The 23,906-nt window shown below is 71.8% G+C and carries 20 protein-coding genes; 13 read left to right on the top strand and 7 right to left on the bottom strand.

What is annotated here, in order from left to right:
- Nucleotides 1–173 precede the first annotated feature (173 nt).
- The 4 genes from ACIRR9_RS52445 to ACIRR9_RS52430 all read right to left on the bottom strand — a co-directional run bounded on the left by ACIRR9_RS52445 (nucleotide 174) and on the right by ACIRR9_RS52430 (nucleotide 4,211).
- Entirely contained in the window at nucleotides 174–1,187 is a 1,014-nt protein-coding gene (locus ACIRR9_RS52445; protein WP_403768057.1) for a DNA-3-methyladenine glycosylase family protein, read from the bottom strand.
- 177 nt (nucleotides 1,188–1,364) lie between these two features.
- Entirely contained in the window at nucleotides 1,365–2,699 is a 1,335-nt protein-coding gene (locus ACIRR9_RS52440) for a coenzyme F420-0:L-glutamate ligase (protein WP_403768054.1), read from the bottom strand.
- Nucleotides 2,696–3,655: a 2-phospho-L-lactate transferase gene (cofD, locus tag ACIRR9_RS52435; protein WP_365340996.1), complete on the bottom strand. Its 960-nt coding sequence runs from the start codon at nucleotides 3,653–3,655 to the stop codon at nucleotides 2,696–2,698. The genes ACIRR9_RS52440 and cofD overlap by 4 nt, the downstream gene beginning before the upstream one ends.
- A gap of 55 nt (nucleotides 3,656–3,710) precedes the next feature.
- A complete protein-coding gene (locus ACIRR9_RS52430; protein WP_365340994.1) occupies nucleotides 3,711–4,211 on the bottom strand; it encodes a cysteine dioxygenase family protein in 501 nt (166 codons plus the stop codon).
- A 618-nt stretch (nucleotides 4,212–4,829) separates the two neighbouring features.
- Between ACIRR9_RS52430 and ACIRR9_RS52425 the strand changes: the two genes are divergently transcribed.
- The 3 genes from ACIRR9_RS52425 to ACIRR9_RS52415 all read left to right on the top strand — a co-directional run bounded on the left by ACIRR9_RS52425 (nucleotide 4,830) and on the right by ACIRR9_RS52415 (nucleotide 10,498).
- Nucleotides 4,830–5,093: a WhiB family transcriptional regulator gene (locus ACIRR9_RS52425; protein ID WP_003975777.1), complete on the top strand. Its 264-nt coding sequence runs from the start codon at nucleotides 4,830–4,832 to the stop codon at nucleotides 5,091–5,093.
- A 213-nt stretch (nucleotides 5,094–5,306) separates the two neighbouring features.
- Entirely contained in the window at nucleotides 5,307–9,011 is a 3,705-nt protein-coding gene (locus ACIRR9_RS52420; RefSeq protein ID WP_403768050.1) for a glycosyltransferase, read from the top strand.
- Nucleotides 9,008–10,498 carry a DUF5719 family protein gene (locus ACIRR9_RS52415; RefSeq protein WP_403768047.1) on the top strand — a complete coding sequence of 497 codons (1,491 nt, stop codon included), beginning with the start codon at nucleotides 9,008–9,010 and terminating at the stop codon, nucleotides 10,496–10,498. Before ACIRR9_RS52420 ends, ACIRR9_RS52415 begins: the two co-directional genes overlap by 4 nt.
- A 26-nt stretch (nucleotides 10,499–10,524) precedes the next feature.
- Here the strand turns inward: ACIRR9_RS52415 and ACIRR9_RS52410 are convergent, their stop codons facing one another.
- Nucleotides 10,525–10,977 carry a metallopeptidase family protein gene (locus ACIRR9_RS52410; protein WP_123981910.1) on the bottom strand — a complete coding sequence of 151 codons (453 nt, stop codon included), beginning with the start codon at nucleotides 10,975–10,977 and terminating at the stop codon, nucleotides 10,525–10,527.
- 329 nt (nucleotides 10,978–11,306) lie between these two features.
- Here ACIRR9_RS52410 and ACIRR9_RS52405 point away from each other — a divergent pair, with 329 nt between their 5' ends.
- The 9 genes from ACIRR9_RS52405 to ACIRR9_RS52365 all read left to right on the top strand — a co-directional run bounded on the left by ACIRR9_RS52405 (nucleotide 11,307) and on the right by ACIRR9_RS52365 (nucleotide 21,246).
- The gene (locus tag ACIRR9_RS52405) at nucleotides 11,307–11,681 is read left to right on the top strand and encodes a DUF3499 domain-containing protein (protein ID WP_185149296.1); all 375 of its coding nucleotides are present in this window, start codon (nucleotides 11,307–11,309) and stop codon (nucleotides 11,679–11,681) included.
- 237 nt (nucleotides 11,682–11,918) lie between these two features.
- The gene (locus tag ACIRR9_RS52400) at nucleotides 11,919–12,962 is read left to right on the top strand and encodes an L-lactate permease (protein WP_403768095.1); all 1,044 of its coding nucleotides are present in this window, start codon (nucleotides 11,919–11,921) and stop codon (nucleotides 12,960–12,962) included.
- 209 nt (nucleotides 12,963–13,171) lie between these two features.
- Entirely contained in the window at nucleotides 13,172–14,539 is a 1,368-nt protein-coding gene (locus tag ACIRR9_RS52395) for a phosphomannomutase/phosphoglucomutase (RefSeq protein ID WP_403768043.1), read from the top strand.
- A gap of 115 nt (nucleotides 14,540–14,654) precedes the next feature.
- Complete coding sequence (locus ACIRR9_RS52390) at nucleotides 14,655–14,825, top strand: Trm112 family protein (RefSeq protein ID WP_020940431.1); 171 nt, start codon at nucleotides 14,655–14,657, stop codon at nucleotides 14,823–14,825.
- Between the two features lie 77 nt (nucleotides 14,826–14,902).
- On the top strand, nucleotides 14,903–16,030 hold the full coding sequence (locus ACIRR9_RS52385; protein ID WP_403768039.1) for an SIS domain-containing protein: 1,128 nt from the start codon (nucleotides 14,903–14,905) through the stop codon (nucleotides 16,028–16,030).
- Nucleotides 16,031–16,192: 162 nt separating this feature from the next.
- Complete coding sequence (gene manA / locus ACIRR9_RS52380) at nucleotides 16,193–17,344, top strand: mannose-6-phosphate isomerase, class I (RefSeq protein ID WP_403768036.1); 1,152 nt, start codon at nucleotides 16,193–16,195, stop codon at nucleotides 17,342–17,344.
- Nucleotides 17,345–17,525: 181 nt separating this feature from the next.
- Nucleotides 17,526–18,506, top strand: a complete 981-nt coding sequence (locus tag ACIRR9_RS52375; protein WP_403768033.1) for a cation diffusion facilitator family transporter — start codon at nucleotides 17,526–17,528, stop codon at nucleotides 18,504–18,506.
- A gap of 482 nt (nucleotides 18,507–18,988) precedes the next feature.
- Nucleotides 18,989–20,446: an adenosylhomocysteinase gene (gene ahcY / locus ACIRR9_RS52370; protein WP_403768030.1), complete on the top strand. Its 1,458-nt coding sequence runs from the start codon at nucleotides 18,989–18,991 to the stop codon at nucleotides 20,444–20,446.
- Nucleotides 20,447–20,628: 182 nt separating this feature from the next.
- The gene (locus ACIRR9_RS52365; protein ID WP_403768027.1) at nucleotides 20,629–21,246 is read left to right on the top strand and encodes a hypothetical protein; all 618 of its coding nucleotides are present in this window, start codon (nucleotides 20,629–20,631) and stop codon (nucleotides 21,244–21,246) included.
- 16 nt (nucleotides 21,247–21,262) lie between these two features.
- On the opposite strand, the gene ACIRR9_RS52360 is transcribed toward ACIRR9_RS52365, so the two are convergent.
- On the bottom strand, nucleotides 21,263–22,312 hold the full coding sequence (locus tag ACIRR9_RS52360) for an RDD family protein (RefSeq protein WP_403768024.1): 1,050 nt from the start codon (nucleotides 22,310–22,312) through the stop codon (nucleotides 21,263–21,265).
- Between the two features lie 142 nt (nucleotides 22,313–22,454).
- On the opposite strand from ACIRR9_RS52360, the gene ACIRR9_RS52355 reads away from it, so the two are divergent.
- A complete protein-coding gene (locus ACIRR9_RS52355) occupies nucleotides 22,455–23,462 on the top strand; it encodes a stage II sporulation protein M (RefSeq protein ID WP_123976525.1) in 1,008 nt (335 codons plus the stop codon).
- A gap of 122 nt (nucleotides 23,463–23,584) precedes the next feature.
- Here the strand turns inward: ACIRR9_RS52355 and ACIRR9_RS52350 are convergent.
- Nucleotides 23,585–23,906 (bottom strand): hypothetical protein (locus ACIRR9_RS52350; RefSeq protein ID WP_403768021.1); only part of this gene is annotated, 322 nt, incomplete at its 5' end.

Below are 23,906 nucleotides of genomic sequence, written 5' to 3'. Positions count from 1 at the left end.
GGTACCCCCAGCGCCCCTGACGGGGTGCTGCACAGCCGTGTCCTTCATCCAGCCGCGGGTAATCGTGCCTCCCCCAGAGGGGGGACCCCCAGGGCGGTACGGGTGGGCGCGGGCGGCACCCTGCCGGCGCCGGTAAGCGTCCCTACCCCCGCCCAGCCCCCTCCCCGGGTCGCTTACAACCGGCCGATATCCGTGCGCGGCATCTTCGGCGCCCGCCTGGCCGGTGTCTGCCCGCTCAGCAGGATCAACCGGGTCGCCCGGTGCCGCTGCCCCGCGTACGGCTCCAGCAACCGCAGCATCGCCTCGTCGTCGGCATGCCGGTCCCCGGCCAGCGCCCAGCCCACGATCCCCGGCAGATGCAGGTCCCCGACCGTCACCGCGTCCGCCGCCCCATGACTGCGCTGCACGGTCTCCGCGGACGTCCACGGCCCCACCCCCGGCACCACCTCCAGCCGCGCCTGGGCGTCCGCCGCCGCCATCCCGACGGCCTGTTCGAGCCGCGCGGCGACCCGCACCGCCCGCAGAATCGTCGAGGCACGCTTGTTGTCGACCCCGGCCTTGTGCCACTCCCACGACGGGATCAGCGCCCAGGTGCGGGGCGCCGGCATCACCCACATCGGCCGCTCGCTCACCCCGGCGGGCCCGGGCGCCCGCTCCCCGAACTTCCGTACCAGCAACCGCCAGGCCCGGTACGCCTCGTCGGTCGTGACCTTCTGCTCCAGGACCGACGGGATCAACGACTCCAGCACCAGCCCGGTCCGCGTCAGCCACAACCCCGGCCGCCGATGCCGCGCAGTGGCCACGACCCGGTGCCGGGGCACGAAGAGGGCGGGATCATCGGCCGAGCCGAGCATCTCCGGCAACTGCTCCAACAGCCATTCGGCCCCCGGTCCCCAGGCCTCCCCGCGCACCTCACCGCCGTACGCGGCGACCCGCAGCGTCCCGGCCCCGGCGGGCGTGAGGCTGGCCCGCCACACGGACCCGTCCCGGGTGGCCCGAAAGGTGGGATCCCCGGGCCCACGCCGCAGCGGCCCGAGCACAAGCCCCAGGTCAAGAGCCCCTTCGGGCTTCCACACCCGAACGCGCCCCGCCGCGACCGCCTGCTTCGGAACACCAGCGGCAGGCACGACAACCTGCCCACCCCGCACAGTCGTACGAGTGGGCCTCGGAGCGAACCGTCCAGCCACGAAAGATCCCGGATGCGTGAGATGCCTGCTGTGAGCTATGAGCCTAGGTGCAAGCGCCCCGTCAGAGGCGCTGGGGGTACCCCCGGCCGAAGGCTGGGGGAGGAACTGCGCGATCAGCCACACTCAACCCGCACTCGCCCACTCACAACACCCCCCGCCCCAATAGGCGCAAGCAACTCACCGCACCTCGATAAAGTCCCCGACCTCCCGCACCGCCCTCTCCCGCGGAGCCTCCGCGGCCTTCCCCACCGCAACCGCCCCCATCGGCTCCCACTCGGCGGGAAGCGCGAGCGCATCCCGCACCACGTCCCGGCAGAACATCGTCGACGAGACCCACGCCGACCCCAGCTGCTCCCCGGCCAACGCCACCAGCAGGTTCTGCACCCCGGCCCCCGCCGCGACCACGAACATCTCCCGCTCGGCGGCGTCCCGCCGTGCGTCCCCGTACGTGTGCGACCCGTCCATCACCAGACAGGGCACGACCAGATACGGCGCGTTCCGCAGCACATCGCCGCGCCGCACCCGCTTCGCGATGGACTCCTCCGACTTGCCGTCCTTCCTCAGGTCGGCGATCCACGCATCCCGCATCGCGTCCAGCAACCGGACGCGCGCCTCCTCGGACTCCAGCAGCACGAACCGCCACGGCGTCGTGTGATGCGGCGCCGGCGCGGTCACGGCCGCGGCGACCGCCCGCCGTACCGCCCCGGGGTCGACCGGATCGCCGGTGAACGCGCGGACCGTCCGCCGTAGCGTCACCGCTTCCCGGACCGCCTCGGACGTGCCGAGCCGGAACATGTCGCTGCCCGCGTCCCGGACCAGCGCCCGCGCGCCTTCGACCTCGTCCCCCGCCTCGGCCACGACGTGCGCGAGCCCACGCACCACGGCCACCGGCATCCCCGTGGCCTTGCCCTTCACCAGGTCGCCCGCGGCGGCCAGTTCGTCGGCCGTGGCGACGACCGTCGCGACCAGCGGATTGCCGTGCGCGTCCACGCCCCCTCGCAGGTCGTCCAGCACCCGCACCCCGGCGGCGCCGATGGTCACGTCCGTGAGTCCCGCGCGCCAGGGTCGCCCGAACGTGTCAGTGACGACCACGCCGACGTTGACACCCAGCGCGTCCCGCAGACCCGCGCGGACGGCCTGCGCCGAGGCGTCGGGATCCTCCGGCAGCAACAGCACGGTCCCGGACGGGGTGTTGGAGGCGTCCACGCCCGCCGCCGCCATGACCAGCCCCTGCCGGTTCTCCACGATCCGCAGGGTCCCGCGCCGGGCCACCACCCGAACGGTCTCCGCGTCGATCGCCGCCTCCCGGTCGGCCGCCTCGACGAGCTGCCCCTCGGCCTTGGACACGATCTTGGACGTGACGATCACCACGTCCCCGTCGGCCAGCCCCGGCTCGGCCGCGGCGATCAGCTTCGCCAGGTCGTCGCCCTGCTGGACCTCGGGGATCCCGGCCGGCGCCCACACCCGGTACCCCGGCACCGCGTCGCCGGTCGTGTCGGTCGTCCCGGTCATGCCCCGCGCACCTCCTCGGCCAGTGCCAGCGCCTCCCGCGCCATCTGCGCGGCCGCGTCCAGGTCGGTCATCATCAGCGGTACGGCCCGGCAGCGGATGCCGGCCGTCTCGATCCGCTCCACGCTGCCCGCGTCCACGGTGTCGACGAGCCAGCCGTCCAGCAGCCCCGAGCCGTAGTGCTCGGCGACCGCCGCCGCCGTCGACTCCACGCCCACCGCCGCGAGCACCTTGTCGGCCATCCCGCGCACCGGCGCGTCCCCGACGATGGGGGAGAGGCCCACCACCGGCACCCCGGCGCCCGCGATCGCCTCCCGGATGCCGGGCACCGCGAGGATCGTGCCGACGGAGACCACCGGGTTGGACGGCGGGAAGAGGATGACGTCCGCTTCGGCGATGGCCTCCAGGACGCCCGGCGCCGGCTTGGACTGCTCGGCGCCGACCGGGACGACCGCCTCGGCGGGCACGGACGCCCGCAGCCGTACCCAGTACTCCTGGAAGTGCACGGCCTTGCGCTCGCCGTCGACCTCGACGGCCACATGGGTCTCGACCCGGTCGTCGGTCATCGGGATCAGCCGCACACCCGGCTTCCAGCGGTCGCACAGCGCCTCGGTCACCGCGCTCAGCGGATAGCCGGCGCCCAGCATCTGCGTGCGCACGATGTGCGTCGCGAAGTCCCGGTCGCCGAGCCCGAACCAGTCCGGGCCCACCCCGTAGGCGGCGAGCTCCTCCTTGAGGTGGAAGGTCTCGTCGGCCCGCCCCCAGCCCTGCTCCTCGTCGATGCCGCCACCGAGCGTGTACATCACCGTGTCGAGGTCCGGGCAGACCTTCAGCCCGAAGAGGTGGATGTCGTCCCCGGTGTTGCCGATGACGGTCACGTCGGCGTCCGGCACGGCCTGCTTCAGACCGCGCAGGAACCGGGCACCGCCGATACCGCCTGCCAGAACCACAATGCGCATGCGCCAAGTCTTGCAGGCGGGTCGGACAACGCTGCACGCGTCATGGTGTTACGGGTCACGCGGTCACGGGACGGGCCTCGCACACGGCGGCGGTGGCCGTGTGCATCGGCATCTCGGTCAGGCCCGGGTAGTACACGTGGAGGCTCACCGCCGGCTCCAGTGCGTCGTTCACCACCTCGTGCACATACCCCGGCGCGAACACCCGCTGCGCGCCGGAGCCCAGTGCGCGCGTGCCCCGCTCGGTGCGCTCGGTCAGGGCGCCCTCCAGGACGGTCAGCACGCCGGAGGAGCGGCCGTGGTCGTGCAGTCCGCTGCCCTGTCCGGGCACCCACGACAGCAGCCACACCTCGTAGCCGGGGCCGGTGCGCAGCCGGTGGTACCAGCGACTGGTCGCGTCGTACTCGACCAGGTGCTCCCACTGGGAGCGGTCAGCGGCGATCGCGCGGGCGAGGCCGACGAACTCGGCCACGGTCACCGGGTGCTCGCGCGGCGGCTGCAGCAGGTGCGGGACTTCGAGGATGTCGCCGGCGATCTGGAGGTCGTTGTCGCTGTTCATGGGGTGCGGTGGTTCCTCAGTGAAGAAGGTCAGAGGGGAACGGAATGCGAAAACCGAGTCCGGTGGACTCGGTCTGCAGCCGGAGCGGCCGGGATGCGGCTATGGCTCAACAGCTGGAACAGCAACAGCTACAGCGAGCGCGGGCAGCACCGTGGGACCCGGCGGTGCGGGTCGAGGTGAGCGCCAAGTTCGCGAGCATGCCCACTAGGACATCGGTTCACACCTCCGCTGTCAACTCGACGCCCGGTATGTGGGACCGGTTTCACCTCATCCGGTTCATCTCTCTGCCGAAAGGTTTGTTCAGTGAGCACCCGGGACACATGGCGCACAACCGGGCGCGTGAGTCACTTCGGAACGCGATCGAACATCTGGGCGTCCTTCTTCGTACAACCTCTGTATGGGGTCGGGGGCCCTCCAGGGCCTCGTCTGCATGTCAAGGTTTATGCCGATTTGAACACTTTCCGCACGGCCTTGGTTCCGCAGAGTGAATAACGGGCCCAATAGCAGATCTCGGCTTGACTCGCCCGGAGCCGCACACTTGTAATTTCACTCGTGTCGTTCGGCCGGAATCGGTAGCGGCCGCGGCACGGGGACGCGAAAGACAGACGAGGGGCGCACATGACCGAGCTGGTGCAGCAACTGCTGGTCGACGACGCGGACGAGGAGCTCGGCTGGCAGGAGCGCGCGCTGTGCGCCCAGACCGACCCCGAGTCCTTCTTCCCCGAGAAGGGCGGCTCCACCAGAGAGGCCAAGAAGGTCTGCCTCGCCTGCGAGGTGCGCTCCGAATGCCTCGAGTACGCCCTCGCCAACGACGAGCGCTTCGGCATCTGGGGCGGGCTCTCCGAGCGGGAGCGCCGCCGCCTCAAGAAGGCCGCCGTCTGAGCGGCCGCCGTCCGAGAGACCGCCGCCCGAAGCGGGCGTCCACCCGACGCACACATCTGATCTGCGCGAACGGCCCGTCGCCAGTGGGTTATCCACAGGCGGCGGGCCGTCGACATGCCCAGCCGATAGTGTGGGCGCTCGTCCGAGACGCCTCGCCGCAACCAGCGGGCGCAGGAGTCCACCGCAGTCCATCGAACCGGGGCCCGTACCTCGATGTCCGTGCACAGCCACACGGCAGCCCAAGACACGGCTGCCACACCAGAGTTCCCGCGTCATGTGGTGACCGCGGTCCTCGTCTCCCACGACGGCGCCCGCTGGCTGCCCGACGCCCTCGCCGGGCTGCTCGGCCAGGATCGCCCCGTCCAGTACGCGGTGGCGGCCGACACCGGCAGCGCGGACGACTCCGCCCAGCTGCTCACCGAGTCCCTCGGCGACGGTAACGTCCTGCACCTCGCCCGCCGCACCGGCTTCGGGCAGGCGGTCGAGGAGGCGGGCCGCGCCGCGCCCGTCCTCACCCCGGACGACCTGCCGTACCTGAAGCGGCCCAGCGGCTGGGACCCGGTCACCCGCCAGTGGCGCGACGACGCGTACGACATGCCCGAACTGCCTCACGGCGAACCCGTCCAGTGGCTCTGGCTGCTGCACGACGACTGCGCGCCGGAACCCGACGCCCTCGCCCAGCTGCTGCGGGTCGTCGACAACGAGATGGAGCTGGGCCGCGACGACGTCGCGGTCGTCGGCCCCAAGCTGCGCGGCTGGTACGACCGCAGGCAGCTCCTCGAGGTCGGCGTCACCATCGCCCACTCCGGCCGCCGCTGGACCGGCCTGGACCGCCGCGAGCAGGACCAGGGGCAGCACGACCACGTGCGGCCCGTGCTGTCCGTCTCCACCGCCGGCATGCTGATCCGCCGCGACGTCTTCGAGGAGCTCGGCGGCTTCGACCGCCGGCTGCCCCTGATGCGTGACGACGTCGACCTGTGCTGGCGCGCGCACAACGCCGGCCACCGCGTCCTGGTCGCCCCCGAGGCCGTCGTACGGCACGCCGAGGCGGCCTCGCGCGAGCGCCGCGCCGTCGACTGCGCCGGCCGCACCACCGCCTCCCCGCACAAGGTCGACAAGGCCGGCGCCGTCTACACCCTGCTCGTCAACACCCGCACGGCCATGCTGCCCTGGGTACTGCTGCGCCTGGTGCTCGGCACCCTGCTGCGTACGGTCGCCTATCTCGTCGGCAAGGTCCCCGGACAGGCCCTCGACGAGATCCGCGGTCTGCTCGGCACCCTGCTGCGACCCGAGCGGATCATCGCCGGGCGGAGCAGGCGTGGCCGCTCCCAGCTGGACAAGGGCGAGCTGCGCCCGCTGTTCCCGCCGCCCGGCGCCACCGTCCGGGCCACCGTCGAGCAGGCCGCCGGCGAGTTCTTCGGCGGCGACGACGAGATCTCCGCGGCCGGCCGGCACGGCGGCGCGGTCGAGTCCGGGCCCGGCGGCGACGACGCCGACTTCCTGGAGATCGAGCAGTTCGCCCGCCTCAAGCGCATCGCTCGCAAACCGGGCCCGGTGCTCTTCCTGGTGCTGCTCCTCGTCTCCCTGGCCGCCTGCCGCGCCCTGCTCGGCTCCGGCGCGCTCGCGGGCGGCGCCCTGTTGCCCGCCCCGGGCAGCGCGGGCGCCCTGTGGTCGAGCTACCTCGACGCCTGGCACGCGGTCGGCGCCGGCGGCACCCCCGCCGCCCCGCCGTACCTGGCGATCGTCGCCTCGCTGGCCTCCCTGCTGTTCGGCTCGACCGGGCTCGCCGTCACCGTGCTGCTCGTCGCCTCGGTGCCGCTGGCCGGGGTCACCGCCTACTTCGCCTCCCGCCCGCTGGTCACCTCGCGCCTGCTGCGCGCCTGGGTCGCCATCGCCTACGCCTTCCTGCCCGCCGCCACCGGCGCCCTCGCCGGCGGCCGCATCGGCACCGCCGTCCTCGCGATCCTGCTGCCGCTCATCGCCCGCGCGGGCGTCGCGGCCAGCGGCCTCGCCAACTCCTCGGGAGCGCGCGGCAGCTGGCGGGCCACCTGGGCGTACGCGCTGCTGCTGACCATCACCACCGCGTTCACGCCGATCGTCTGGCCCATCGCCCTGATCCTCGGCATCGCCGTCCTGGCCGTCCGCCGCACCGACCTGGTCGCCTCCGCCCTGCGCCTGCTGGCCCAGCTCGGCACCCCGCTGCTGGTCCTCGCGCCCTGGTCGCTGACCCTGCTGCCGTTCGGCTTCTTCAAGGAGGCCGGGCTGGAGTACGGCGCCTCGGCCGCCTCCGCCCTCGACCTGCTCGGCGCCAGCCCCGGCGGCCCCGGCACCCTCGACGGGCTCATGCTCATCGGCATCGTGCTGGCCGCGCTCGCCGCCCTGCTGCGCTCCGAGCGCCAGTCGGCGATCCGTACCGCCTGGGTGGTCGCCCTGGTCGGTCTGGTCTTCGCGGTCCTCTCCAACAGCTCCACCTGGGCGGGCCCCGCGACCCTCGTCTACGGCATCGCGATCCTGTCCGCCGCCGCGCTCGGCGCCGACGGGGCACGCGCGCGTGTCGCCGAGCAGAGCTTCGGCTGGCGCCAGCCGGTCGCCGCCCTGATCGCCTTCGCCTCCGCCGCGGGCCCGCTGCTCCTCGCCGCCGGCTGGATGATCGCGGGCGCCGACGGCCCGGTCGAGCGCCGCGCCCCCAGCCAGGTGCCCGCCTTCGTCGCCGAGGACAGCACCACCAGCGACCAGGTCCGCACCCTGGTCCTCGACAGCGACAGCACCGCGCACGTGGACTACATGCTGGTGCGCGGCTCCGGCGCCCGCATGGGAGACGCCGAGGTGGCCGCCGCCGACGGCGAGAACGCCACGCTCGACAAGATCGTCGCCAACCTGGTCGCCGGCTCCGGCGCCGACCAGGCCGACCAGCTCGGCGGATTCGCGGTGCGCTACGTCCTGGTCCACAAGGGCGCCCCGCGCGACATCACCCGCGTGCTCGACGCCACGCCCGGCCTGAGCCGGCTCAGCCAGCAGGACGGCAGCGCCCTGTGGCGCGTCGACCAGCAGGTCTCCCGCGCGATGATCGTCTCCGCGAACGGCTCCGGCACGCCGGCCTCCGTCGTCGCCGGCCCCGTCGAGATCCACAGTACGATCCAGTCCGGCGCCGACGGCCGGATCCTGCGACTGGCCGACTCGGCCGCGCCCGGCTGGACGGCCACCCTGGACGGCAAGCAGCTCACCCGCACCACCGTGGACGGCTGGGCCCAGGGCTTCGAACTCCCCTCCTCCGGCGGAAAGCTCGACGTCACCTACGACACCCCGTTCACCCACACCGCCTGGCTGTGGGCCCAGGGTGCGCTCGCCGTCGTCCTGGTCGTCCTCGCCCTGCCCGGCCGCCGCCGCGACGTCGACGACGACCTCCCCGAGGAGCAGCCGATCCCCGCCCAGGCCGTCGAGGGCGAGGGCCGCCGCGCCCGCCGCCTGCGCGCCCAGGCGGAGGCCGCGGAGGCCGAGGAGGCCGAGGAGGAGACGGCTCCGGAGGACGGGACCGACTTCCCCGAGCCCGCTCCGGCACCCCCGGAGGAGCAGCCTCAGGCCGCGGTCCCGCAGCAGCAGTCGTACGACGAATGGGATCCCGCCTCCTACCCGGCGGCCGACGGCTACAACGCCGGCTACGCCGACCAGTACCAGGACACGGGCGCCGGCCAGTACCAGACGGGCGGCTACGACCAGCAGACGTACGACCCGTACCAGACCGGCCAGTACGACCCGTACGCCTACGGCGGGCAGCACGGGCAGCACGGGCAGCACGGGCAGCACGGGCAGGCCGGGTACGACCCGACGTACCAGCAGGGCTACGACCCCGCCTATGACCCGGCCGCCCAGCAGCACCACGGCACCAACGGCGAGCACCACGACGGGAGCCAGCAGTGAACCGCACCACCCTGTCCCTGCTCGCCGGTACGGCCGCCCTCGCGGCGGTCACCGGGTTCGCCGCGCTGAACCCGCCGGCCACGTCGGCCGCACACACCGCCGAGGCGGCCGCTCAGCTGCCCGTGGAGCGCACCACGCTGCTGTGCCCGGCGCCGAGCCTCTCCGACATCGCCGACACCTCGTACACGTCGTTCACGCCCGTCACCAAGGGCGCCACGAGCGACGGCAAGGCCGCGCTCCAGGCGGCCACCGAGCAGTCGGTGGACGGGACGGGCGGCGGCAAGAAGAAGGCGTCCAAGCCGGTCCTCACCCCGAAGGCGCCCGGCACCCCGGTCACCGGTGACACCTCCGGCGCCGACGGGCCCGCCTACGTCGGCACCGCCGAGGGCAGCTACGCGTCCGGCTGGACCGTCCAGCAGACCACCGAGGTCGCCGCCGGCACCGGGCGCGGCCTCCAGGGCGTCAACTGCACACCGGCCGACACCGACTTCTGGTTCCCCGGCGCCAGCACCGCCGCGAGCCGCACCGACTACGTGCACCTCACCAACCCCGACGACAGCGCCGCCGTCGTCGACATCGATCTGTACGGCAAGGACGGCCAGCTCAAGTCCACGGTGGGGGAGGGCATCACGGTCCAGCCGCACGCCAGCGAGCCGGTCCTGCTCTCCACGCTCACCGACGAGCGGCAGACCGACCTGACCGTGCACGTGAACGTGCGCAGCGGCCGGGTCGGCGCGAGCGTGCAGGCCCTGGACGACAAGACCGGCGGCGACTGGCTGGCCGCCTCCGCCGACCCGTCCGGCAGCCTGGTGCTGCCCGGCATCCCCAAGGACGCCACGGACGTCCGGCTGATCGCCTTCACCACCGGCGACGCCGACGCGGACCTGAAGGTGCGCCTGGCCTCCCCGAACGGCACCATCACCCCGGCCGGCAACGAGACACTGCACGTGAAGTCGGGCATGACCACCGCGGCCGACCTCGGCGACGTCACGCGCGGCGACGCGGGCTCGCTGATCCTCACGCCCACCGACCAGTCCGTCCCGGTGGTGGCCGCCCTGCGCGTCACCCGCGGCAAGCCCGGCAAGCAGGAGAGCGCGTACATCCCGGCGACCGCGCCGATCGGCACGCGCGCGACCTCCGCCGACAACAGCGGAAAGGGCACCACGCTCTCCCTGACCGCCCCCACCGCCACCGCACAGGTCAAGGTCACGGCGTCGGCGGGCAGCGAGGGCGGTACGGCGGTGTCCAAGACGTTCACGATCAAGTCCGGCACCACCCAGGACGTCGACGCCCCGGTCCCGTCCGGTCTGAAGGGCACCTACGCGCTGACCGTGGAGACCGTCTCCGGCGGCCCGGTCTACGGCGCCCGCACCCTGGCGGCTACCGAGGAGGGCGTCCCGGGCTTCACGATCCAGACCCTCCCGGACGACCGTGGCACGGTGGCCGTACCGGTGGCCGACCAGAACGTGTCGGTGCTGCAGAAGTAGCAGGAACCCCGTTGAAGGGCCCCCGCTCAGTCCTCGCCGTAGCGGGGGTCCACCGTCTCCGGGGTGAGTCCGAGCAGCTCGGCGACCTGCTCCACGACGACCTCGTGCACCAGGGCGCCCCGCTCGTCGCGCCCCTTGGTACGGATCTCGACCGGCCGCCGGTAGACGACCACGCGCGCCCGGCGTCCCTCGCGCGCGGGAATGATGCCGCCCAGCGGCACCGCCTCGTCGCTCCAGGTCTCGCCGTGCCGGTCCTGGAGCCGGGGTACCTCCAGCACCAGGAAATCGATGTCGGCGAGCTGCGGCCAGCGCCGCTCAAGGCGCTCCACGGAGTCCTGCACCAGGTCCGCGAACACGTCCGCGCGGCTCGCGGCCAGCGGCACCTGAGGCGGTGCGATCGGCCCGCGCATGCCCCGACCGTGGCGATCGCGTCGACGAGGCCCGGGGCCGGCGGCACGGGGCGGTACACGGTTCTCCATCACTGGTGAAGCGTAGTCCTCGCGGGCTCCGGCGGTGCTGTACCGCGCCCCAACGGCGCCCTGGGCGACATGTCGGAGGATGACCAATCCGGCCAAGGTTGGGCTCGTTTCCGTATCTCCACAAGACCGACGACCTCAAGGCAATTGACGTTGTTTGTACCGACTGATGACCGGATGCGGTACCGCCCGGCGGCCCGGACGACCCGGTCCACGCAGGTCAGCAAGGTGCGTCCGGAGGGGTGTGTGGGGCGTTTCACAGCACGACACGGTGGAGTGACCTGGGGGAGAGTCGTCGCGGCCCGCTCAAGAGTGCGGTACCGTCCAACCTCGTGAGCCCTGTACGTCGCTGTTCGCGAACCGCCTGCGGCCGACCCGCCGTCGCGACGCTGACGTACGTCTACGCCGACTCGACCGCGGTCCTCGGCCCGCTCGCCACCTACGCCGAACCCCACTGCTACGACCTGTGCGCCGAGCACTCCGAGCGCCTCACCGCCCCGCGCGGCTGGGAGGTCGTCCGGCTCCTCGACGGTTCCGCCCCCGCGCGGCCCACCGGCGACGACCTGGAAGCCCTTGCGAACGCGGTGCGCGAGGCGGCCCGCCCCCAGGAGCGGGCGGCCCAGGCGGGCGGCGGCGGACGCGGCGCGGACCCGATGGAGGTCGCACGGCGCGGCCATCTGCGGGTGCTCCGGTCGCCGGACAACTGACGTTCCGCCGGGCGGCTGACGTCCCTTCGGGTGGCTGACGCCTCCTCGGGTGCCTGACGTCGCCTCGGATGGCTGACGTTCTCTCAGATGACCGGCCCCCTCTCCGGTGGTTGTCCTTCGTGCGCGTTCCGTTCAGCGGTGCGGACCCATTGACCCGTGCTTGTCGGGGACACGACCATTCCGGGTGACCGTCAGCGGGACATCGCTTTCCGCATGCCGGAACCCGGGGCGGCGCCCGTGTACGTCCAGGAACTGGAACCCGTCGCCGACTCGCTGGGCCTGTCGGCCCTGGTCGCCGCTCTCCCGCTGCTCATCGTGCTGATCCTGCTCGGCGGCGTCCGGATGAGAGCCCATCTGGCGGGCCTGTGCGGCCTTCTGACGGCCGTACTCGTCGCGAGGCTCGCCTACCGCATGCCACTGGACCAGACGCTCTCCAGTGCCGCCCTGGTCGCCGTACCGCACACGCGCGTGCCCGCCGCGGCGGAGGTCCGCGCCGCCGTGCTCACGGGTGCCCGCAGCGCGGACCTCGACGAACCCGACCCGCGCCCCGAAGTCCTGCGCGCCTACGCCCCGTACGCCCTGATCATCACCGTCTTCTCGATCGCCCAGATCCCGGCCGTCAAGGACTGGCTGACAAAGGCCAACCAGGTCTACGACTGGCCCTTCCTGGACGTCGTCAACCCCAAGGGCCAACCGATCGGTGGAAATCTCTTCACCTGGCCGGTCGTCTCCACGGGCGGCACGCTCGTGCTGTTCGCCGGCATCTGCGCGGCGGCCGTCTTGCGCGTGCACGCGCGCGTGGCGGCCGCCGAATGGGCGGCGACGGTACGGGAGCTGCGCTTCGCGATCCTCACCGTGACCTCCGTCCTCGCCCTCGCCTACGTCATGAACCTCTCCGGACAGGCCGCGACGATCGGCCACTTCGTGGCGGCGGCCGGTGCGGGGCTCGCCTTCCTGTCGCCGGTCCTCGGCTGGTTCGGTGTCGCCGTCTCCGGGTCGGACACCTCGGCCAACGCGCTCTTCGGAGCGCTTCAGGTGAGCGCCGCGCACGAGTCGGGACTCTCGCCGGAACTCCTGGCGGCCGCCAACAGCTCCGGCGGCGTGCTCGGCAAGATGATCTCTCCGCAGAACCTGACGATCGCCTGCGCGGCGGTCGGCCTTGCGGGCCGCGAGGGGGACCTGCTGCGGAAGGTGCTGCCGTGGAGCCTCGGGCTGCTGCTGGTGATGTGCCTGATCGTGGTGGGGCAGAGCTCGCCGGTGCTGGGGTGGATGCTGCCGTGACCGGTCACAAGGACCCTGGCGGCCGGTCCTCCCGGAGGCCCACGCGGCCCCCGGTCCTGTTCCGGTCCAAGTGGATCTCGATCGATCTCAGTCGATCTCAGTCGATCCCGCCCGGTCGCCACCGTGAGTCCGCTGAGGGATCCCACGTCCGGCGCTTACCCGGGGCAGGTAGCTTGGGGCGACCGAGAGGATTCCAGGAGGGTTGGCCTGTGGCTGCTGCTGATCTGTCGCAGATCGTGAAGGCGTACGACGTGCGCGGGGTGGTCCCGGACCAGTGGGACGAGGCACTCGCCGAGCTGTTCGGCGCCGCGTTCGTCCAGGTGACCGAGGCCACCGCGATCGTCGTCGGCCACGACATGCGGCCGTCCTCGCCGGGTCTGTCGCGCGCCTTCGCGCGCGGTGCGGCGGCCCGGGGTGTCGACGTCACCGAGATCGGCCTGTGCTCGACGGACCAGCTGTACTACGCCTCGGGCGCCCTCGGTCTGCCCGGCGCGATGTTCACGGCCTCGCACAACCCGGCGCGGTACAACGGCATCAAGATGTGCCGCGCGGGAGCCGCGCCGGTGGGCCAGGACACCGGCCTGTCGGAGATCCGCGAGCTCGCGGAGCGCTGGTCGCAGGAGGGCGCCCCCGAGCCGGCCGCCACGCCGGGAACGATCACCACCCGCGAGACGTTGTCGGACTACGCGACCCATCTGCGCTCGCTCGTGGACCTGACCTCCATCCGCCCCCTGAAGGTCGTGGTCGACGCGGGCAACGGCATGGGCGGCCACACGGTCCCGACGGTCTTCGGGGGCCTGCCGCTGACCCCGGTCCCGATGTACTTCGAGCTGGACGGCACGTTTCCCAACCACGAGGCCAACCCCCTGGACCCCGCCAACCTGGTGGACCTCCAGCAGCGGGTCCGCGCCGAGTCCGCCGACCTGGGCCTGGCCTTCGACGGCGACGCGGACCGCTGCTTCGTGGTGGACGAGAACGGCGACCCGGTCTCCCCGTCGGCGATCACGGCTCTCGTCGCCGTGCGCGAACTCGCCCGCAACGGCGGCAAGGGCACGGTCATCCACAACCTGATCACGTCCTGGACCGTCCCCGAGGTGGTGCGGGAGAACGGCGGCACACCGGTCCGCACCCGCGTCGGCCACTCGTTCATCAAGGCCGAGATGGCGAGGTCCGGCGCGATCTTCGGCGGTGAGCACTCGGCCCACTTCTACTTCAAGGACTTCTGGAACGCCGACACGGGCATGCTGGCCGCCCTGCACGTCCTCGCGGCCCTCGGCGGCCAGAGCGGCCCCCTGTCCTCCCTGGTGGACCAGTACGACCGCTACGTCGGCTCCGGCGAGGTGAACTCCACGGTCGCCGACCAGCAGGCCAGCCTCGCGGAGATCCGCGCGGCCTACGGAGACCGCGGCGACGTCACCCTGGACGACCTCGACGGCCTGACCGTGACCGGCGTCGACTGGTGGTTCAACGTCCGCCCGTCCAACACGGAACCGCTGCTGCGCCTGAACGCGGAGGCGAGGGACGAGGCGACGATGACGAAGGTACGCGACGAGGTACTGGCGATCATCAGAGCGTGACGAACGGGTCCGCCCCGGCCACCTCGCCCCACCCGCCACCCATGGCCAGCCCGACCCACCCCACCGGCGGTAATCTGACCGCACGCGAACATCCCACCCCCCGAAGGGAAACCCCATGCCGCTCGAAGCCGGCCTCCTGGAGATCCTCGCCTGCCCGGCCTGCCACGCCCCCCTCAAGGAGCAGGACGCCGAGCTGATCTGCACCGGCCAGGACTGCGGCCTGGCGTACCCCGTCCGCGACGGCATCCCCGTCCTCCTCGTCGACGAGGCCCGCCGCCCCGCGTAAGCAGTAGGCGGTAAGCCGTAAGCAGTAAGCCCCACAACCGCAGAACACCAGGACCCCGGCAACCGGAGGCCGCTCCCATGCTCGACGAATCGCTGCTCGACACCCCGGAGGGCCTCGCCGAGGCCGACCGCCGAGGTCTGCTGCGCGGTGCGGCCGAGGCCGGCGCCCGCGTCCGTACGGCCGCCCGGCACGCCACCGAGGCCGGTGTCCAGGAGCTGAAACCGGACGGCCGCCCGCGCGCCGTCCTGATCGCCGGCCCCGGCGTCGCCGCCACCCACGCCGCCGACCTCCTCGGCACGCTGGCCGGCCCCGGCAGCCCCGTCACCCGTTTGGCCTCCACCGGCGTCGCCCCGGCCGCCGGCGCCCTGCGCTGGGAGCTCCCGGGCTGGGCCGGCTCCGTCGACCTGCTGCTGATCGCCACCCCGGACGGGACCGAACCCAGCCTCTCCCTCCTCGCCGACCAGGCCTACCGGCGCGGCTGCTCGGTCGCCGCCGTCGCCCCCGCCGGCACCCCGCTCGCCGAGGCGGTGGCCGGCGCCCACGGCCTGTTCATGCCGATGGCGACGGCACCGTACGACCACGGCGAGCCGCTCGCCGGCTCCTCCCCGGGTGTCCTGTGGGCGCTGCTCACCCCGCTGCTCGTGCTCCTGGACCGCATCGGCCTGCTCACCGCCCCGCCGGAGGCCCTGGAGAAGGTCGCCGACCGCCTCGACCACATCGCCGAGCGCTGCGGTCCGGCCATCGTGACCTACAGCAACCCCGCCAAGACCCTCGCCGCGGAACTCGCCGACGCGCTCCCGGTGATCTGGACGGAGGGCGACTCGGCGGGCCCCTCCGGCCGCCGCTTCGCCGCCGCCCTGGCCGAACTGGCCGGCCGCCCCGCCCTGGTCGCCGAACTCCCCGAGGCCTTGGCGGCCCACACCGCCCTGCTCGCCGGCCCGCTCGCCGCCAGCGCCGACCCCGATGACTTCTTCCGCGACCGCGTGGAGGAGCCGCCCGCGCTGCACGCGCGCGTGGTGCTGCTCAGGGACCGCCCCATCGGCGGCCTCACCGCCGCGCCCGCCGCCCGCGACCTCGCCCTCGGCCACGACACCCCGATCAGCGAGCTGGAACCCGAGGCGGGCGACGAACTGGAGACCCTCGCGGAACTGATCGCCGTCACGGATTTCGCCGCCGTTTACCTTGCGCTCGCTTCGAGGGCCTGAGGTGGACACCGATACCGGGACCGCCGTACGAAGGGCGGCCTGAAGGCCGTACCGAAGGCCAACCGGTGCGGGAACACACGGTGGACACGACCGCCGAACACCGCGGCACGACGTGGTTCGCCGCCGTATGCAGACAGAACCGGCCGAGCGCAGAGAGAAGTCATGGACCGCCTCGACAACACCGTCCGCCCCTACGCCTGGGGTTCCCCGACCGCCATCCCGAAGCTCCTCGGGGTGGAGCCGAGCGGCGAGCCGCAGGCGGAGATGTGGATGGGCGCGCACCCGGGCGCCCCGTCGCGCACCGCGCGCGGCACGCTCGTCGAGGTCATCGACGCGGACCCCAAGGCCGAACTGGGCGAGGCGGCCGTGGCGAAGTTCGGCCCGCACCTGCCCTTCCTGCTCAAGATCCTCGCCGCCGGCGCCCCGCTCTCCCTCCAGGTGCACCCCAACCTGGAGCAGGCCAGAGAGGGTTACGAGGACGAGGAGCGGCGGGGCATCCCGGTGGACGCCCCGGACCGCAACTACAAGGACGCCAACCACAAGCCCGAACTGATCTGCGCGCTCACCGAGTTCGACGGCCTGTGCGGCTTCCGCGTCCCGGAGCAGGCGGCCGAACTCCTCGACGGCCTCGGCGTGGACGCCCTCAAGCCGTACGTCGACCTGCTGCGCGCCCACCCCGAGGAAGCGGCCCTGCGCGAGGTCCTCACCGCGATCCTCATCGCCGACCGCGAGGAGATGGCCCACACGGTCGCCGAGGCCACCGCCGCCTGCGTCCGCCTCGGCGGCGACTACCTGCCGTACGCCGACATCGCCCACCACTACCCGGGCGACCCGGGCGTGATCGCGGCCATGCTCCTCAACCACGTCCGCCTGCAGCCCGGCGAGGCACTCTTCCTGGGCGCAGGCATCCCGCACGCCTACCTGAACGGCCTCGGCGTCGAGATCATGGCCAACTCCGACAACGTCCTGCGCTGCGGCCTGACCCCCAAGCACGTCGACGTCCCCGAACTCCTGCGCATCGTCCGCTTCGAGGCGGGCGACGCGGGTGTGCTGCGCCCCGAGGCCGCCCCGGACGGCGAGGAGGTCTACGAGACGCCGATCGACGAGTTCCGGCTCTCCCGGTACGTCCTGCCCGAGGGCACCGCCGCCCATGACCTGACCCTGCCGACCCCGCAGATCCTGCTCTGCACGGCCGGCGCGGTCCGGGCGGGCGAGTACGACCTGGGCCCCGGCCGGTCGGTGTTCGTCCCGGCCGGCGAAAAGGCGGAGGTGTCGGGTGCGGGTACGGTCTTCCGCGCGACGGTGATCGTCTGAGGGAACCGTGTTTCCGGATAGGTCTGACTGTCGTACCGGGGTTGTGGATACCTGACGAGTCGCTCCCGGGCGGGGCTGCAAGAATGACCCACCGGCAAAGCACGGGCAAAGAGCCCGCACACGGACGAGCGCGCGCCTGGACGGCGTAGACGGACGACGGCGAGAAGGGACAACGCGACACATGAGCGCGTCAGGCGGCACCAAGGCGATCGTGGCGGCACTCGGCGCCAACCTCGCGATCGCGGTATCGAAGTTCGTGGCGTTCGCGTTCAGCGGCTCCTCGTCGATGCTCGCCGAGGGCGTCCACTCGCTCGCCGACTCCGGCAACCAGTTCCTGCTGCTCATCGGCGGCAAGAAGGCCCAGCGCGAGGCGACCCCGCAACACCCCTTCGGCTACGGCCGCGAGCGGTACATCTACGCCTTCCTCGTCTCGATCGTCCTCTTCTCGGTCGGTGGCATGTTCGCCATCTACGAGGGTTACGAGAAGATCAGGCACCCGCACGAAGTCGAGCACTGGTACTGGCCGGTGGGCGTCCTCGTCTTCGCGATAATCGCCGAGGGCTTCTCCTTCAAGACGGCCATAAAGGAGTCCAACGAACTGCGCGGCAAGCTGTCCTGGTCGCAGTTCATCCGCCGCGCCAAGGCCCCCGAGCTGCCCGTCGTCCTCCTTGAGGACTTCGGCGCGCTCATCGGTCTCGTGCTCGCCCTCGGCGGCGTCGGCCTCGCCCTGCTCACCGGTGACGGCGTCTGGGACGGCATCGGCACGGTCTGTATCGGTGTCCTGCTCGTCATGATCGCCCTCGTCCTGGCCGCCGAGACCAAGTCCCTGCTGCTCGGCGAGGCCGCGGGCCTCGAAGAGGTCAAGAAGATCGAGGCCGCGATCGTCGACGGCGACACGGTCACCGGCATCATCCACATGCGCACCCTCCACCTCGGCCCCGAGGAACTCCTGATCGCCGCCAAGATCGCCGTCCAGCACGACGACACGGCCGCCGAGGTCGCGAGCGCCATCAACGCCGCGGAGGCCCGCATCCGCGAGGCGGTCCCCATCGCCCGTGTGATCTACCTGGAGCCCGACATCTACAGCGAGGCCGAGGCCGCCAAGGGTCCCGACCCGAAGGCCACCCCGGGCGGACCGACCCCCCACCCGGCCGGCCACTGAGCCTCCCGGCCGACAACCCGGGCCTGCTTCCTCACACGAGGCGCCGTCCCGGCCGCCCTGCGAGCCTGATCGCAACCCTCGATCTCCGCCCGCCCCGCAACGCCCCCCAACCCCGGCTCAAAGGCGCGAAAGCCCTGGTAGAACCCGGTCTGCCGCATCCTGCGCGCCCCCTCACAGAGCCCCCCGTCACCCCTTCGCACTCCAGTCCGCCGACCACACCCCCGCCCCACGAACGGCGTGAACTGTTCGGAGGCGGACTGGGGACGGCCCGCCCCTGCGGTGTAGCTTGGGACGGAGCCAGACGTCGCTGCTGATGGCGGTCGGGCGGTCCCACGCGGGCCGTCCGAGGGAGAGAGGGCCTCCGACGGACTGCGCTGCGCGCACGCGGGCATGCCTGTGTCCTCTTTTGGGGCACCCCTGTGTCCGCCGCCGCGCAGACCAGCCGTATCCACCCTCGCCCCAACCCCGAGGAGCAGCTCGCAATGACGACTGTCGACAGCCGACAGGACTTCAAGGTCGCCGACCTCTCCCTGGCCGCCTTCGGCCGCAAGGAGATCACCCTCGCCGAGCACGAGATGCCCGGCCTGATGTCGATCCGCAAGGAGTACGCCGACGCGCAGCCGCTGGCCGGCGCCCGCGTCACCGGCTCCCTGCACATGACCGTGCAGACCGCCGTCCTGATCGAGACCCTGGTGGCCCTGGGCGCCGAGGTCCGCTGGGCCTCCTGCAACATCTTCTCCACCCAGGACCACGCGGCCGCCGCCATCGCCGTCGGCCCGAACGGCACGGTGGACAACCCGCAGGGCGTCCCGGTCTTCGCCTGGAAGGGCGAGACCCTGGAGGAGTACTGGTGGTGCACCGAGCAGGCGCTGACCTGGCCGGACAGCCCCACCGGCGGCCCCAACATGATCCTCGACGACGGCGGTGACGCCACCCTCCTCGTCCACAAGGGCGTCGAGTACGAGAAGGACGGCAAGGTCCCGTCCGTCGACACCGCCGAGTCCGACGAGCACCGCGTCATCCTCGAACTCCTGCACCGCACCATCACGGACGGCTCGCAGAAGTGGACCCAGCTCGCCTCGGAGATCCGCGGCGTGACCGAGGAGACCACGACCGGCGTCCACCGCCTGTACGAGATGCAGCGCGACGGCGTTCTCCTCTTCCCGGCGATCAACGTCAACGACGCCGTCACCAAGTCGAAGTTCGACAACAAGTACGGCTGCCGGCACTCCCTGATCGACGGCATCAACCGCGCCACCGACGTCCTGATCGGCGGCAAGACCGCCGTCGTCTGCGGCTACGGCGATGTGGGCAAGGGCTGCGCGGAGTCCCTGCGCGGACAGGGCGCCCGCGTCATCGTCACCGAGATCGACCCGATCTGCGCCCTCCAGGCCGCGATGGACGGCTACCAGGTCACGACCCTCGACGAGGTCATCGACAAGGCCGACATCTTCGTCACCACGACCGGCAACAAGGACATCATCATGGCCGCGGACATGGCCAAGATGAAGCACCAGGCCATCGTCGGCAACATCGGCCACTTCGACAACGAGATCGACATGGCCGGCCTCGCCAAGGTCCCGGGGATCGTCAAGGACGAGGTCAAGCCGCAGGTCCACACCTGGACCTTCCCCGACGGCAAGGTCCTCATCGTCCTCTCCGAGGGCCGCCTGCTGAACCTGGGCAACGCCACCGGTCACCCGTCGTTCGTGATGTCCAACTCCTTCGCGGACCAGACGCTGGCCCAGATCGAGTTGTTCGCCAAGCCCGACGAGTACCCGGTCGGCGTCTACACGCTGCCCAAGCACCTCGACGAGAAGGTCGCCCGCCTGCACCTGGACGCGCTCGGCGTGAAGCTGACGACGCTGCGCCCCGAGCAGGCCGCGTACATCGGCGTGGAGGTCGACGGCCCGTACAAGTCGGACCACTACCGCTACTGAGTCCGCGACCCCGCCACCGGGGAGCACGCCAGTGCACTGACGCGCTCTCCCGGAGGCAGGTCCTCCGGTCCATCGAGGCAGGCCCCCGCACCCCCGTGCCGGGGGCCTGCCCCTTTGGTCCGCCGTCCGCCCACCCGGCCGGTGGGCGCCGGACTCTCACCCCGTCAAGCCCCAGGACCCCCATGCCCCGCGGCCGTTATTCGCTTCACGATCCGCACGATCGCACCCCCCTCGGCGAAGAACACTTCCAGTGCGCCCCCGGCCCCTCCGGCTGGCGTTATGTCTCCCAAGTGACCACCCCCTCCGGTGACCACAGCGGCTCCGTCGATCTCGCCCTCGACGACCTCGGCCGCCCCATCCGTCTGGAACTCCACGCAGGTGGCTGGCAGGTGCGCGGCGCCGCTCTGGACGGCGTCACCTGGGTCCGCACGGACCCCACCGGCACCCATGCCACCGAAGGCAATGTGCGCGCCCACGCCTTCACCGGTATGTCCCCCGCGTTCCTGATCGCCACCGCCCGTCTCCTGCGCCTCCCCCCTTCCGCCGCCGCGACCCGCGTACGCCTCGTGGCGTTCACGGACCCGGTCCTCGCACCGCGCACCGTGGACCAGTCCTGGGCCTTGCTGAGAAGAGAAACACACGCCACTGACAACGGCCCCCTGACCGTGGACGAATACCAGGTCACAGCCCTGGACACGGGCGAACAGCACACCGTGCACCTCGCCGGCGACGTGGTCCTCGCGGCGCCCGGAATCGAGCTGGAGGACCTGCAGTCGCCACCGTCCGTCTTCAACGACTGACCGGAAAGGATCGTGCTCAGGCGGGCGGCGCGAACCCGGTGGCGGGCCGCTCGGCCGCCGGTGCGGGAGAGGCGCCGGGCGCCGGAGCCGGAGCCGCCCGGTCGCCCGGCGCGGGATACGTCACGGTCGGCACGGTCGGCCCGGACTGACCAGGCGACGGCGGCGGCACGGGCGCCTGGGGCACCGGAGGGGCGTAGCCAAGGGGCGCACCGGGCGCACCAGGGACCGAGGGGCCGTACGAGGGGCCGTACCCGTACGGAGCAGCCGGCGGCGCCGGCGGGGGGTACGCACTGGGCGCACCGGGTACCGAAGAAGTCCCGCCTGCGAAGGCCCGCCGGGCCTCACGTGCCTGCCGCTCCTGCACCACCGCCGCGAGATAGGCGGTCGGCGGAACGCCCTGCGGCGCCGGGGTCCCCGTCCGGCTCGCGATGTCTGCCGCGAGCCGCTCGGCCATCGCCCAGGAGACCTGCGGATCGAGCTGCTGCATCCGCGTCAGGTACTGCCGGACAGCCAGCCACAGCCCGTCCGGAACGGCGGACAGGTCCAGCTCGGCGAAACGTCCCGACAGCCAGGGCGGAGGCGGCGGCATGAAACGGGCCTGCCCGACGGGCACCCGCTCCCGAACCACCAGGGTCCCCGCGAACACGTCCCCCAACCGCCGGCCACGCGCCGAGATCAGCGAGGCGATACAGGCGACGACGCCGAACGTCATCAGGATCTCGACCACGCCGAGGGCACCACGCACCAGCGCGTGCCGGAACCGGATGGGCCCGCCGTCGTCGCGTACGACGCGCAACCCGCAGGCCATCTTGCCCAGCGAGCGGCCATGGCTCAGCGTCTCCACCGCGATGGGCCCGCCCACCAGCAACAACAGGAACGTGGCGATCGACAGCGCGACCTGCGCAGCCTCGTCGAGCGAGGCCGTGGCCGCGACCAGGGCAAACGACACACCGATGTACACGGTGATGGCCACGATCAGGTCGAGCAGCACCGCCAGTGCCCTGCTGGGCAGCTTCGCGGGACGCAGCTCGAGCGCCACCGCCTCACCCGTCACCAGCTCACTCACGCCCGCCGCCTTCCCCTGGTCTGCCCTGTACAGCGCAAGTCTGCCAAGCTGAGGGCGCATCGCGCCCCAGTACGACAAGCTGACAGCTGCGCAGATTGCTACGAAAGGCAGTCGACGACCAGCCGAGGAGCAGGCAGACCCGATGGACCTCGACGTCTTCGTCTCCGCACACCGAGCCGAGTGGGACCGCCTTGACGTGCTCCTCCGTCGCCAACGGCGCCTCAACGGAGCCGAAGCCGACGAACTCGTCACCCTCTACCAGCGCACCGCCACACACCTCTCGCTGATCCAGTCCAGCGCCCCCGATCCCCAACTCGTCGGACGCCTCAGCCAACTGGTGGCACGCGCGCGCAGCGCCGTGACGGGAACCCGCCGGGCCTCCTGGCGCGACGTCGCCCGTTTCCTGGGGCAGGGCTTCCCGGCCGCTGTCTACCGTTCCCGCCACTGGTGGGTGCCCACCGCGCTGATATCCACCGCTCTCGCGATCCTCCTCGGCTGGTGGATCGGCACACACCCGGACGTGCAGTCGAGCATCGCGGCCCCCAGCCAGCTCCGCGAGCTGACCCGCCCCGGCGGCGAGTACGAGACCTACTACTCCAGCCATCCCGCGGCCTCCTTCGCGGCCCAGGTGTGGACGAACAACGCCAGGGCCGCCGCGATGTGCCTGGTCCTGGGCGTATTCCTCGGCCTGCCGGTTCTCCTGATCCTGTTCGAGAACATGCTCAACCTGGGCGTCGGCTTCGGACTGATGTCCTCGGCCGGCCGTCTCGACACCTTCCTGGGCCTGGTCCTCCCGCATGGGCTTCTCGAACTCACCGCTGTCTTCGTGGCCGCGGGTACCGGGCTCCGCCTTGGCTGGACACTCATCGACCCGGGCCCGCGGAGCCGCCGTACGGCCCTTGCGGAAGAAGGGCGCGCCGCTGTGGGTATGGCGATAGGCCTGGCTCTGGTCCTGTTCGTCTCCGGCGCCATCGAAGGCTTCGTCACCCCGTCCGGCCTGCCGACCTGGGCCCGCATAAGCATCGGAGTGGTGGCTGAGCTGGCATTCCTTGCCTATGTCTTCGTTCTCGGCGGCCGCGCCGCGCGAGCCGGTGAGACGGGCGACCTCGAGGAGGCCGAGCGCAGCGCGTTCGTCCCCACGGCCGCCTGATGTGCGGAGACCCCTCGTGAGCTGCTAGTCTCCTCTTCGCCCCGGAAGACCCGTTGACACGGGTCGGGTGGGGAGGTAGATTCAAACAGTTGCCTAGAACTGGACAAGTTCAGGGCCGATCGTTAGAATCGATCTGCTTCATAACGGAGACTTCTCTCCGGTACATCGAAGCCGCCCCCCGATTTACTCAGAAATGAGTGGCCGGTCAGACCGGCCAAGAACTTCTGATAAAGTCGGAACCGCCGGAAAGGGAAACGCGAAAGCGAGAACCTGGAAAGCACCGAGGAAATCGGATCGGAAAAAAGATCTGATAGAGTCGGAAACACCGAAGGGAAGCCCGGAGGAAAGCCCGAGAGGGTGAGTACAAAGGAAGCGACCGTTCCTTGAGAACTCAACAGCGTGCCAAAAATCAACGCCAGATATGTTGATACCCCGTCCGTCGGA

This window comes from Streptomyces sp. NPDC101234 (genome assembly GCF_044767525.1).
In the GTDB taxonomy this organism is placed as follows: domain Bacteria; phylum Actinomycetota; class Actinomycetes; order Streptomycetales; family Streptomycetaceae; genus Streptomyces; species Streptomyces sasae.
Note: the sequence above shows the minus strand (reverse complement) of the source record. Positions and strands in the feature narration are given on the sequence as shown.

What these genes read in the sequence shown, in the direction of transcription:
- ACIRR9_RS52425 (WP_003975777.1), top strand. Translation starts at nt 4,830, where the DNA reads ATGACCGAGCTGGTGCAGCAACTGCTGGTCGACGACGCGGACGAGGAG.
- ACIRR9_RS52440 (WP_403768054.1), bottom strand. Translation starts at nt 2,699, where the DNA reads ATGACCGGGACGACCGACACGACCGGCGACGCGGTGCCGGGGTACCGG.
- ACIRR9_RS52430 (WP_365340994.1), bottom strand. Translation starts at nt 4,211, where the DNA reads ATGAACAGCGACAACGACCTCCAGATCGCCGGCGACATCCTCGAAGTC.
- ACIRR9_RS52390 (WP_020940431.1), top strand. Translation starts at nt 14,655, where the DNA reads ATGCCGCTCGAAGCCGGCCTCCTGGAGATCCTCGCCTGCCCGGCCTGC.
- ACIRR9_RS52375 (WP_403768033.1), top strand. Translation starts at nt 17,526, where the DNA reads ATGAGCGCGTCAGGCGGCACCAAGGCGATCGTGGCGGCACTCGGCGCC.
- ACIRR9_RS52355 (WP_123976525.1), top strand. Translation starts at nt 22,455, where the DNA reads ATGGACCTCGACGTCTTCGTCTCCGCACACCGAGCCGAGTGGGACCGC.
- cofD (WP_365340996.1), bottom strand. Translation starts at nt 3,655, where the DNA reads ATGCGCATTGTGGTTCTGGCAGGCGGTATCGGCGGTGCCCGGTTCCTG.
- manA (WP_403768036.1), top strand. Translation starts at nt 16,193, where the DNA reads ATGGACCGCCTCGACAACACCGTCCGCCCCTACGCCTGGGGTTCCCCG.
- ACIRR9_RS52420 (WP_403768050.1), top strand. Translation starts at nt 5,307, where the DNA reads ATGTCCGTGCACAGCCACACGGCAGCCCAAGACACGGCTGCCACACCA.
- ACIRR9_RS52385 (WP_403768039.1), top strand. Translation starts at nt 14,903, where the DNA reads ATGCTCGACGAATCGCTGCTCGACACCCCGGAGGGCCTCGCCGAGGCC.
- ahcY (WP_403768030.1), top strand. Translation starts at nt 18,989, where the DNA reads ATGACGACTGTCGACAGCCGACAGGACTTCAAGGTCGCCGACCTCTCC.
- ACIRR9_RS52410 (WP_123981910.1), bottom strand. Translation starts at nt 10,977, where the DNA reads ATGGAGAACCGTGTACCGCCCCGTGCCGCCGGCCCCGGGCCTCGTCGA.
- ACIRR9_RS52365 (WP_403768027.1), top strand. Translation starts at nt 20,629, where the DNA reads ATGCCCCGCGGCCGTTATTCGCTTCACGATCCGCACGATCGCACCCCC.